The organism is Zhongshania marina (genome assembly GCF_002915595.1).
GTDB lineage: Bacteria > Pseudomonadota > Gammaproteobacteria > Pseudomonadales > Spongiibacteraceae > Spongiibacter > Spongiibacter marinus_B.
In genome coordinates, this window is sequence record NZ_PQGG01000007.1 from 95075 (window position 1) to 106985 (window position 11911).

Sequence of the window (11911 nt, forward strand, 5' to 3'; positions counted from 1 at the left end):
AAAATAATTAGAGTGATCGCTCTAGGTCCTGAGCGTATGATCCTATTGCAAGCCTAGTAGGAGTCCGAAAATGGCCAAAGATAAGCATATAAAAGGAATAAAACAAACCGCTAAAAGCGTCATGTCTCGGGGCGAAAAGGCATTGTTCGCCAGCGTTGGAGCTCTAGCGCGCGTTGAAGAAGAGGGTCGCGGCCTACTCGCTAATGAGAAGTCTAAATTGATGGATCAGCTAATTGGCGAAGGGCGCAAGATCGTCAGTCGAGGCAGCAAATCCGCCAAACTCGACCGAATTCAAGATGCAGTAAGCGATTCTTTTGACAAGGCTCGCCGACAAGTCGCGGATGCCTATGACAAGGTTGTCGACCAAGTGGATAGTAGCACGAGCAGTGACGATATCGACGCGCTATTAGATGAGCGTGTCGTCGCCATTTTGGCTCGCCTTGGCTATCCAAGCGCCGAAGACTATGCCGAATTAAGCCAGCGCGTAGACGAGCTTAGTGCACGCTTAGCAGAAGCTGAAGGCAAAGTTAGATAAACACTCTGCCTTGACGCTCACCGGCTCAGAGAAAGCTATGATTTAGCGCCCCGCCGGGGCGCTTCGCTACTCACTTTAGTGTTAAGGCGTCGCCCTCAAAACTTACCCCCACCCAACCACTGCGCATAAAATTGCGGATATTTGCGTGATCGCTACCATCTGGATTCCCCAATACATCTTGGGTATAAAAATCACCAAAGGCATGTAGAGTGGCCTGCTCTGTTAATTGGTGCAAACGTCCAAAGGCAAAAATTTTGCAAGAGCCATTATTTGTACCCGCTTGATTTTGCTGATCGCCATTTTTGAAACTAGTGGGAACAAAGTTGTATTCCGCATCTATCAGCGCGATAACGTCGCTAAATGGCTGCGGCGCTTGCTCAAGTTTTGCTATTAACTGCTCGCTTGTCATTTAAAATCCTATTTGTAGTGCATTAAAAATCAGAAACACCAACACAGTATTGTGGCTCACAATCACTAAGTGGCTTCTCAAAATGCTAATTATACCCACGAATGCCATATTCTAGGCCCACAAATGCACCACAAAAAAATACCGGAACAAGTCCGGTATTTTAGGCCTACAAAGCACGAGCATTTTAATGGCGCTGGCTAACATTCACCCGCGTATTCCAATACGCCTGATTATGCTTTTGACGATCATTTAGATCTCTTCGACCGTGTTGACTATTACCGCCCTGCTGGTAGCGGTTGCGATCATTACGCGCAAAGTGGTCAGACCGATTATCGTGTTTGTCATAGCGATAATCTTTACCCTTTTTATAGTCCTTACCTTTGTAGTATTTATGACTGCTGTGGCCAGCATGGACATCGGTATACACTTTTTGCTTCCGATAACCATTGTTATAACTATGACTGTAATTGTGATTGCCCGTGTCACGGTAACTCACCTGATGACCGCAGTGTCGGTCGTGCGAGTGATTTTTACTATAGCGGCGATCATCCTTATAAGAATCATGTGCCGCATACAGTACCGCCGCACCAATCATGATCGCAGCCGCAGTTTCTACCCCGTCGGCATGGGCCTGCTTTGGTGATACTGCCACCGCCACAATCAGCAGCGCCGTAAGTGCAAAATTACGGATCAACGCTGGCCTTCCAAAATGTAGAGCTTTGATAGTATTCATAGTCGCTTCTCCTTTGTGTAGCTGTAAAGTATCAGGAGTTAACTGAATGCCAGCTTAAGCGCAGCAAGTACGACTATATCTTATTGCTCCGTCATCGACGCACCATACTCCCCAACCACCTGCCCCTCCAAGGGGTCTTTGGTGGAACCCCGCAGCATAAATATCTCGACACGACGGTTTCTAGCCCGCCCTTCTTCCGTATTATTGTCGTCAATTGGGCGGGTATCCGCATAGCCCACCACCCTAAAGCGACTGGGGAGCTGGCCGCTGCTCTGAACAATACTGCCTATAACCGTAGCCGCCCGTGCAGATGATAAATCCCAGTTTGAATAGAATCTGTCGGTATGGATGGGAAGGTTATCGGTATGACCCGCCACCACAATTTGTCCGCCAATATCGTTTAAAACCTTACCAAACTTCTCAATAACTGTATCAAACCCAGGTGATAGCTCCGCTTTGCCTGAAGGAAATGAGCCGCGTTCACGAATGCGGATAATAATGACTTTATTGCCATCGTTTTCCACTTCAACCAAGCCTTCGTTAATTTCTAGGGCTAAATGCTCTTTTACCTTTTCTAAATCATTCAACATTTGGTCGTCTGCTTCTTCGGAAACAAAGGTAGTCATTTCCTGCAAAGCCTGCTGACGCACCTCTCGTTCCACCGTGGGCCTTACTGTACCGGGGGTAAAATCGCGGGCAATCATACTGGTGCCAATCGGCGGCTTAAATGCCGGAATATCGCGCTGCACCCCAAAGGCATCTTTCATTGATCCCGACAACTCCTTGAACTTCTGCTTATCCATTTCTGAAAATGAGAAGAGCAGTACAAAGAAAGCGAGAAGCAACGACATCAAATCGGCAAAGGTAAGCACCCACGCGGGGGCCCCTGCATCTTGCTTTTTAGCTGGAACATCATCCACTTACGCCTCCTCAGCCTTTTTCTCTGGCTCGCGCTTATTGTCTGGCAAATAGGTGGATAACAAGGATTCTAGAACTCGTGGATTGATCCCCTCTTGAATACCATCAACCGCTTCAAGAATAAGGTGGCGATTACGGCGCTCTTCAGAGGTTCTAAAGGCGAGCTTTTCCGCCATTGGCAACGCAACAACATTCGCCAGTACTGCGCCATACAGGGTCGTTAGCAGCGCCACCGCCATCGCCGGGCCAATCGCCTTGGGGTCAGACATATTCGACATCATCTGTACCAACCCGACCAAGGTACCGATCATACCCATTGCCGGCGCCGACTCACCAAAGCCTTTAAATACCGACTCACCCATTTCATGGCGCTCAATAGCCAAATTAATTTCTTTATTTAGCACTCGGCGAACAAACTCGGGGTCATGACCGTCAATCGCCATCTGTACGCCCTTGTTCAAAAATTCGTTGCTAATCTCTAGCGACTCGAGGCCTAGCAAGCCTTCTTTGCGGGCCACACCAGCCATTTCCATGCACTCAGCAATTAGCGCTTCTGAACTGGTTGGTTTATGAACAAAGGCGCGGGACGCAACCTTAAATGCCCCCAAGGTTTGATCCAGGGGAAACTTAACCAAATTGGCGAGCAGGCCACCGCCGACCACGATTAACAAACTCGGGGTATCGATAAACCCGCTTGCGCTGCCGCCGATTAAAATAGCCAGAACAATAACGCCCAGCGCCCCTAACATGCCTAATAGCGTTGCGATATCCAAAGTCTTCTCCAATACCTTTGCCGCCCACACAGGCAAATAGTCCGCAGACGAATGGTGTGTCGTCGACTATTGCCCTCGTACCTAACCCACTTAACGGCTGAAGAATCACTCTCTGTATAAGAGAATACCCTGATAGCGCACAGGAAAATTTCGGTTTTACCCAAGGGCAGCAGCCATACACCTCACGCTTTTTGGCATGGTATGCTTGCTAATTACCAACAGAATTAATGAAGCTACCCAATGTTTACCACGCACCAATTAGATTTTGGCCGAGGCCCAGCAAGCTGGCTTGAAGGCGGAAGTGAAAATGACACCCTGCATTTTTCGGCAGCGAACGGCTTTCCTGTAGCCAGTTACCATTTTTTTCTTGAACATTTTCAGAACGATTTTGCTATTGCCGCCTTAGAGAACAGGGGAGCATGGGAAGCACAAGCCGCGCCACGCGGATTCACATGGCGCCAACACGCTGACGATCTCATCGCCTTTCTTGACCATCGCAGAAAAACGCAACATTCGGGCCCCGTTATCGCGATGGGGCACTCTATTGGCGGCACCGTTAGCGCCATTGCAGCCGCAAAGCGACCAGATCTATTCAAAGCACTGCTCATGTTTGACCCCGCCACCATTCCTGGTCGAATTCTGCCAATGGTTGCAGCCGTAGCCCCATCAACATTGATGGGACAAATGAACCTAGTCAAAAGCACACGGCGACGAAAACCCCAATGGGAGAGCCACTCAGCCTTTATTAACTACCATCGCAAAAAATCTGCGTACCGACGATTTTCAGATGCTGCCTTTGAAGATTACGCCCGCGCGGGCCTCGTTGAACAAAGCGACGGCAGCTTTACCCTGCGCTACAGTCGCGAGTGGGAGGCCCATAACTTTCAGCACACCTATTCGCCCTGGCAAGCCCTGCGCCATATTACAGTTCCCACACTGGTTCTGCGGGCAGAGCATTCCTATCTCCACAAACAAGCTGATTTTGCCCGCAATATTGCCCGCGTAACGCCGACGGTCAGCCACGATGTCATAAGTGGTGTTGGCCATATGGCCCTACAAGAAGATTGCCAGCAAGTCGTAGAAAAAAGCTACCAATGGCTGCGAGACAATCAACTCATCGGCACGCCAATATGAGTCGCTCATACTGCCTACATACTTTTTTTAGACCTGGGACTTTAGGCCTAGCCTCGCAAAAATATCTGTTTATTGCGCTGGCCTTTGTTGTCGCCACCCTAAGTGCCTGCACAAACAACCATGTAGCCACGACAGCTAAAAATCCAAGCTTTAGCAGTGAAAAGTGGCAAACCGTAAGCCTTGGCGATCACAAAATGGGATATCGCCACATTGCGAGGGAACAGGAAGCAAAGCTGCTTAAAACCACCGAAACCTTAGCCCTCACCCTCAGCCAACCCGGCGTTCCCAACCGTGAAATTGCCACAACACTCAGCTATCACGAATCGTCGGCGGGTAAACCGATAGCGCTTTTCAAAACAGTGAGTTCAGATACCGCCAATCATAAAATGAGCGCCACCGTAAAAGGTAAAGCGCTGATTTTAAAACGCGACAATTCTTCTAGCATCGAACGCTACCCCATTCCCCAGCCATTTTTATTAGCCGAGGGTCTTAGAATCGCGCTATTAAAACTAGCCGACGCAAAGCGGGAGTTTGAATATTACAGCTGGAATTTTAGCACTCGGCAGTTCGACAAAACGCGCTTGCGAATCAGCCCCTACAACAGCAGCGAACATGCCGATTACGCGTGGCATATACAAAAAACCACTGGCCCCGACAGCAAGCCCACAGATATATTCACAGATGCGCAATTCCACGTTTTAGAAGAGCGCAGCCAATCCAGCGGTGAGCAACTCATTATCACCACTTGCGACAAGGCCTGTGCAACAGCCAGCTTTGTACCTAACACCCACGTTTACCGACAGCTTATTCAGTCGCCGTATAAAATATCCGACACCGCTTTACACGGTAAAATACGCTACCAATTAAGTGGCGACTTCCAGCTAGATTTACCCAATACCTACGAACAGAGCAGCAATCGTACGCCAGACGGCGCTGAAATTGTGATCTGCGACGACTGCGGCACAGAAACGCCCCCCGACAAGTCAGCATTGCAGGACGCCCTAGCGGCCAATTATTGGTTGCCCGCACAAAACCCCATATTTAAAAACATAGTCAACGACATCTTGCCCGACACCAGCAGCACTAGCGGCCAAATGCGGCGCTTAACTCGTTACGTAACTAGACATATGAGTGAGGAGCCCAACTACTCCGGCTACGCCACCGGCCTTGAGGCGTACAACAGCAGGCAGGGTGACTGCACCGAACACGCGTTATTACTTGCCACACTGGCCCGCGCCGCCCGCATTCCGGCACGCGTCGTGTTCGGGCTCGCCTATACTAACGACCGTTTTCTGGGGCGAAAATATGTATTTGTGCCCCACGCTTGGGTTCAAGCATGGACGGGGGAGCGCTGGGAAAGTTATGACAGCGGACTAGGGAAATTTAGCGCTGGCTATATCGCCCTTGGCCTAAGTAACGGTGACCAAGCGGATATATTGCGAATCAATGAGCAGCTACAAAAAATTAGCATTACCTCGGCAATACAAATCAGGCGCCGCTGATAAAGTCAGCGACGCCTGAAAATAAAGACCAAAGTGGAGATACAATCAAAAAAAACAGAAGAACTAAATCAAACTTACTCGTAAGCAACCGGCATTTCTTGCAGGGCTTCGTCAGCCGCCAAATCGATATCGGCTACATCGACGGAACCATTGCGAACAGCACCAACAACGGTTACTTCTTCAATCAACTGAGCTGGCTCATCAGCCATTGCGCTCATTGGCATCGCAACAACGGCAAGCGCCGCAAGCATTAATACACGTACAAAACTGTTTACACTCATGTTCTACTCCGTCGCCCTTGGGCAGCTAATCTTAAATGCGGCAACCTTCACACACTGCTAGAGGGCCTTAACGGAATAATTATCGTGTAAAATTATTACATTCGTATTAATGAAATATGACAATTTTAAGGGAACTCAAAAAGAATTGTGACAATCTGTCACATTCACAGAGCAATTCGCGGCTTTTAATCTTAAGTGCATTACCAAATTACCCACTAAAAAACCTAACGCGCAGCAACAACACCTGCATTCCGCAAGCTATCAGGCAAATGGTCGGCGAGGTATTTCAACAGCAATTTCAGCTTTGGCGACAGATGCCGATTTTGCGGATACAGCGCCCAGATCCCCTCCTCGGGCTCTTGGTAAGTATCGAGCAGGGTAAGTAAATCGCCGCGCTCAAGATATGACACCACATAATAATCCGGCAATTGGATAATACCCAAACCCTTGAGGGCGGCATCGACCAAGGCGTAACCGCTATTACAATGAATATTTCCCGTAACCCGCACCGTGCGTAATTTGTTCTTTTCGTGAAATCGCCAATACTCCGAGGCGCCAGTCAAACAATTGTGACTATCGAGCTCAGCCAATGTGTGGGGCATGCCATAGCGATCCAAATACTCAGGCGATGCACATACATAGCGCCGCCGCGAAGACAGCTTTTTAGCGATCATGCTGGAATCCCTTAGATTGCCAACCCGAATAGCTAAGTCGTAGGACTCCGCCAGTATATCGACCGTGTGATTACTTAACTGACAGTCAATTTCTAACTGCGGATACAACTTCAAAAAATCATTTACCAGCGGCATTACACTCTCCTCGCCGTACGTAATGGGCGCGGTTAGTTTAATTTTTCCCCGTGGCGAGCTTTGTAAGTCGGAAATAGCGCGCTCGGCATCTGCCAAGCCGTCAAGCACACTTCGGCAATGCTGGTAATACACCGCAGCCACCTCCGTCACCGTTACTTTCCGAGTTGTTCTATAAAACAACTTCGCTCCAAGGCGGTCTTCCAACTCACTAACTTGGCGGCTTACCTGCGCCACCGACAAACCCAGGCGCTTTGCCGCGCCGGTAAAGCTCTCAGCCTCCACCACCGCCACAAATTCACTCACCCCTCGCCAATCACTCATTATTGCACCACTGTAAAAGAGTTTTACATTTTTAGCGATTATGCCGACAAGGGAAACAATTACAATGAAATCTGTCGATAAAGCTATCACTCACACTTAAAACAACATTACATCTGCGGGAGCTAACCCATGTCAGAAAACTTTATAAAATCCAAAGCCGCTGTAGCCTGGGGCCCAGGCCAGCCTTTAAAAATAGAAGAAGTCGACGTCATGCCCCCCAAAGCAGGCGAAGTGCTAATTCGTATTGTTGCCACCGGTGTGTGCCACACCGATGCATTCACCCTATCTGGCGATGATCCTGAGGGTATCTTCCCCGCCATTCTCGGCCATGAGGGCGGCGGCATAGTTGAGCAAATCGGCGAAGGCGTTACCTCAGTTGCCGTCGGTGATCACGTCATTCCGCTGTACACACCTGAATGTCGCGAATGTAAATTCTGCCTATCTGGCAAAACCAATCTCTGCCAAAAGATTCGCGAAACCCAAGGCAAGGGCCTAATGCCCGATGGCACCACCCGCTTTTACAAAGACGGCCAGCCGATTTTCCACTATATGGGCTGCTCTACGTTCTCTGAATACACCGTTTTGCCGGAAATTTCGCTGGCCAAAGTGAATCCCAGCGCCCCCCTTGAAGAGGTGTGCTTACTTGGATGCGGCGTCACTACCGGTATGGGCGCTGTAATAAACACCGCTAAAGTAAAAGAAGGCGACACAGTTGCGATATTTGGCTTGGGCGGCATAGGGCTTTCCGCCGTGATCGGTGCGGTGATGGCCAAGGCCAGCCGGATTATCGCCATCGACATCAATGAATCTAAATTTGAGCTAGCCAAAAAACTAGGCGCCACTGACTGCGTAAACCCCAAACACTTTGACAAACCCATACAGGAAGTCATTGTGGAACTCACCGACGGCGGCGTAGATTTCTCTTTTGAATGTATTGGCAACGTCAACACCATGCGCTCGGCTCTTGAGTGCTGTCATAAAGGCTGGGGAGAGTCGGTAATAATCGGTGTTGCCGGTGCAGGCCAAGAAATTTCAACCCGACCATTTCAGCTAGTAACGGGCCGAGTATGGCGCGGCACCGCCTTCGGCGGTGTGCGCGGACGCTCAGAATTGCCAGACTATGTAGAGCGCTACCTAGCGGGTGAATTTAAACTTAGCGATTTCATCACCCACACCATGCCACTAGAGCAAATAAACGAGGCCTTCGAGCTAATGCACGAAGGCAAAAGTATTCGCTCTGTCATTCACTACTAAACCACTGATCAACACGAGGACATTGCCCTGCGGGGCAATGTAGGCGCTTATGAGTATTGAAAACATTAGCAGCAACAAGAGCTTTGGCGGCTGGAACAAGCAATACACCCACCGCTCGGCGGTACTGAATTGCGAGATGCGCTTTGCTATCTACCTACCGCCTCAGGCTTCCGCAGGTGAAACCGTACCCGCACTTTACTGGCTGTCTGGCCTTACCTGCACCGACGAAAATTTTATGCAGAAAAGCGGTGCACAGCGCGTCGCTGCGGAACTGGGTATCGCCATTATCGCACCCGACACCAGCCCACGCGGTGATGACGTTGCCGACGATGAAGCCTACGATCTCGGCAAAGGTGCAGGTTTTTATGTGAACGCCACCCAGGCTCCGTGGAATCGTCATTACCAAATGTACGATTATATTGTGAAAGAACTACCTGAGCTTATAGAAGCGAGCTTTCCGGTATCGGGACTGCGCTCAATTTCAGGCCATTCGATGGGTGGTCACGGCGCCTTGACCATCGCCTTAAAAAATCCGCTACGCTACCAATCGGTGTCGGCCTTCAGCCCAATCAGCAACCCCCTCAATTGCCCCTGGGGACAAAAAGCGTTCACGCAATATTTAGGGGACGACAAAACCCAGTGGCAGCAATACGACGCCAGTGAATTAATTCGCGACGCCCGCCAATTTGTTCCAGCCAGAATTGAACAGGGAAATGCCGACCAGTTTTTAGAGGAGCAATTAAAACCGGATACCCTAACAAACGCAGCCAATATTAGCGGCTACCCCTTAGAGCTATATAGTCACGACGGCTACGATCACAGCTATTACTTTATCGCCAGTTTTATTGAAGACCATCTGCGTTTTCATGCCGCGCATTTAAAAGTCTAGCGTCTCAATCTCGACAGAAGCCAGAAACAATCTGGCTTCTAAGCCTATTAATTAACGCTAGGTAATGGCAATACCGCAATTGAAGGCATTGCCAAACTGCCCAGCCACAGATGGCCATCATACTCATTTACGCTGGTTATAGTGTGGTAAACACCAGTCTCGGACTGCAAATTAAATTTAACCGTTCCGTCTAAACCCAAGCCCAGCACAAAACCAAGTTTGCTAGTAGGCACCAGCAAATCCGCAGGCAAACCGCCAAGCAGTTTCCGTAAAAGCGGGTAGCTAGCCAAGGCATCAATTTCCCTGCTTCGCAATGCAGGTATTGCCACCCAAAATGTGTCGCTGCCATTAAAACTAATATTGTCTGGCATACCAGACAAGCCATCTATAAAGACATCTTGGGTGCCAGCCTTGGGGCCCGTCAGCCACAAACGGCTTACCCGTGACGCTCCAGTTTCATTCACCAGCACCCAACTATCATCTGGGCCAAGGCTCACCCCATTAGCAAAATAAAGCCCACTAAGATGCACTTTATGCTCGCCATTAGAAGGCGAATAACTTAGCAAGCGCCCCGTTGCAGAGGCTTCGATTAAATCGTAAATATAATCATGCAAGCCGAAGCGGCTGGAGACATCGCTAAACCAAATTGTGCCATCCGCCGCCACATCCACGTCATCAATAAAACGCAGCGAAGGATCATCTGCATAATCAAGCAAGGTTTGTATTTCACCCGCTGGTGATACCGACAACAGGCCCTTAAATGCATCGGCAACAATTAAATTTCCGGCGGCGTCAAATTGCATTCCCAAAGGCCTGCCACCTGTGTTCACAAACTCGCGGGAACTGTCTTCTAGTACCTGCCCGTCGCGGACACTAAACCTCACAATGCGGCCATCTTGGTAGCCGGTGTAATAATCACCGTCGGGGCCCTTAACAATATCTTCCGGTCCAGTGCCAACACGCTGTAAATAAGTCCTAACTGCCGCTAATTTTTCATTTGCTGAAAACGCCTTATTCACTGCGCCGCTAGGTGCTTCAAATGCCACCGCTTGTATGGGGGAGCGAGCATATAGCGCCAGTACTCCAACAAAGCCAAGCAGCGCAATTATGGCTACAACACGAAACCAAGATCCCATATAAAACTCTCTTATTGTTATGTAATGACTCACTCCGGAAAACAGTTTAATCGCCACTAGAAACAAGCAATGCTGGCGATTAAACCACGATACCGCTATGCTAAAAATTAGCATTTGACGACAGCATACTGGCTTTTTGATGGATGTAAAACTATGCGCCCCCTAGTCCGCGCCTCCGCTCTCAGTGGTTACACCGAACTGGTTCAGGAGCTTGGTGAGAACCCCGAACCGCTATTAAGGCGCTTCAATATCGATCCAAACCGGCTAGAGGATCTCGACTACTTAATTTTTTTCCACAGTCTAATGCAACTGCTAGAAACCACGGCGGACACGCTGCAATGCCCCGACTTTGGCCTGCGTTTATCTAAAAAGCAAAATATGGAAACCCTCGGCCCCATTGCCATTATGGCCCGCACCTCCAGCACCGTTGGCGACGCCCTTTTTTGCATTGCGCGCTATATTTCCCATCACAGCCCAGCGATTACCTTGGCACTTGATGACACCTCTGCACCCAAATTCCCACGTATTATGCTCGACATCAACGTGGCAGATTACCCCTATCGCCACCAGACCACAGAAATGTCGATTGGACTAATGGCCAACGTCCACGCCATGCTCACAGAGAATCGCAAAAAGCCTGAGGCGGTGCTATTTCGTCACAGCAGAGCCTTGGACATAAAAATTTACCGGCGCCACTTTGCTTGCCCAGTGCTATTCAATCAAGAATGCAACGCCTTGGTACTCACCCCAGAACAATTTGATTTTCCTATTCGCACCGCCGACTCATTTCAGCGCGACGTTATTGCCAACTACGTCATTAAAAAAAGCGGCGGTTCGCCACTGACCTTTATAGAGCAAACCAAATTCATTATTAGCAGGTTACTGCCTACACAGTGTTGCAATATTAAAACCGTGGCCAACGAATTATTCATGCACCAGCGCACTCTGCAGCGACGCCTTAAAGACGAGGGCCATATATTCGAAGAAATCGTTGACGAGATCCGTCGTCGCGACGCGCAAAATTTTCTCGCCGAACAAGGTATGCCAATGGCTCAAATTGCGGGCCTACTTGGCTATCAAGAACAAAGTTCTTTTAACCGCGCCGCAAAGCGCTGGTTTGGCGTTACCCCAAATACCTACCGTAAATCGCTCTTAAACATAGCAAAACGAAAAAGCTAGACTAGGCTTGTAGTTGCCAGCCGAGTACTGGGTCACAA

At 49.3% G+C, this 11911-nt stretch carries 13 protein-coding genes; 6 read left to right on the plus strand and 7 right to left on the minus strand.

From position 1 onward, the window contains the following. The first annotated feature begins 70 nt into the window (after positions 1-70). On the plus strand, positions 71-535 hold the full coding sequence (locus C0068_RS02475; RefSeq protein WP_103682912.1) for a phasin family protein: 465 nt from the start codon (positions 71-73) through the stop codon (positions 533-535). 70 nt (positions 536-605) lie between these two features. Here the strand turns inward: C0068_RS02475 and C0068_RS02480 are convergent, their stop codons facing one another. The 4 genes from C0068_RS02480 to pomA form a co-directional block, all read right to left on the minus strand. Next, the gene (locus tag C0068_RS02480; protein ID WP_103682913.1) at positions 606-944 is read right to left on the minus strand and encodes a HopJ type III effector protein; all 339 of its coding nucleotides are present in this window, start codon (positions 942-944) and stop codon (positions 606-608) included. Between the two features lie 184 nt (positions 945-1128). After that, on the minus strand, positions 1129-1677 hold the full coding sequence (locus tag C0068_RS02485; protein ID WP_103682914.1) for a hypothetical protein: 549 nt from the start codon (positions 1675-1677) through the stop codon (positions 1129-1131). Between the two features lie 80 nt (positions 1678-1757). Further along, entirely contained in the window at positions 1758-2597 is an 840-nt protein-coding gene (locus C0068_RS02490) for a flagellar motor protein MotB (protein ID WP_233208712.1), read from the minus strand. After that, entirely contained in the window at positions 2598-3368 is a 771-nt protein-coding gene (gene pomA / locus C0068_RS02495) for a flagellar motor protein PomA (protein WP_103682915.1), read from the minus strand. A gap of 240 nt (positions 3369-3608) precedes the next feature. Between pomA and C0068_RS02500 the strand changes: the two genes are divergently transcribed. Continuing rightward, a complete protein-coding gene (locus C0068_RS02500; RefSeq protein WP_103682916.1) occupies positions 3609-4502 on the plus strand; it encodes an alpha/beta fold hydrolase in 894 nt (297 codons plus the stop codon). Next, positions 4499-6004: a transglutaminase-like domain-containing protein gene (locus tag C0068_RS02505; RefSeq protein WP_158249898.1), complete on the plus strand. Its 1506-nt coding sequence runs from the start codon at positions 4499-4501 to the stop codon at positions 6002-6004. The genes C0068_RS02500 and C0068_RS02505 overlap by 4 nt, the downstream gene beginning before the upstream one ends. Before the next feature lie 74 nt (positions 6005-6078). Here the strand turns inward: C0068_RS02505 and C0068_RS02510 are convergent, their stop codons facing one another. Then, a complete protein-coding gene (locus C0068_RS02510) occupies positions 6079-6285 on the minus strand; it encodes a hypothetical protein (protein ID WP_103682918.1) in 207 nt (68 codons plus the stop codon). 224 nt (positions 6286-6509) lie between these two features. Then, positions 6510-7415 (minus strand): LysR substrate-binding domain-containing protein, encoded by a 906-nt coding sequence (locus C0068_RS02515; protein ID WP_103682919.1) that lies wholly within the window; start codon positions 7413-7415, stop codon positions 6510-6512. A 129-nt stretch (positions 7416-7544) separates the two neighbouring features. On the opposite strand from C0068_RS02515, the gene C0068_RS02520 reads away from it, so the two are divergent. Continuing rightward, entirely contained in the window at positions 7545-8669 is a 1125-nt protein-coding gene (locus C0068_RS02520) for an S-(hydroxymethyl)glutathione dehydrogenase/class III alcohol dehydrogenase (RefSeq protein WP_103682920.1), read from the plus strand. A 49-nt stretch (positions 8670-8718) separates the two neighbouring features. Beyond that, a complete protein-coding gene (fghA, locus tag C0068_RS02525) occupies positions 8719-9558 on the plus strand; it encodes an S-formylglutathione hydrolase (protein WP_103682921.1) in 840 nt (279 codons plus the stop codon). Between the two features lie 47 nt (positions 9559-9605). Here fghA and C0068_RS02530 read toward each other — a convergent pair whose 3' ends face one another. Further along, on the minus strand, positions 9606-10694 hold the full coding sequence (locus C0068_RS02530) for an SMP-30/gluconolactonase/LRE family protein (RefSeq protein WP_158249899.1): 1089 nt from the start codon (positions 10692-10694) through the stop codon (positions 9606-9608). 153 nt (positions 10695-10847) lie between these two features. Between C0068_RS02530 and C0068_RS02535 the strand changes: the two genes are divergently transcribed. After that, the gene (locus C0068_RS02535; protein ID WP_103682923.1) at positions 10848-11873 is read left to right on the plus strand and encodes an AraC family transcriptional regulator; all 1026 of its coding nucleotides are present in this window, start codon (positions 10848-10850) and stop codon (positions 11871-11873) included. The last annotated feature ends 38 nt before the right edge of the window (positions 11874-11911 follow it).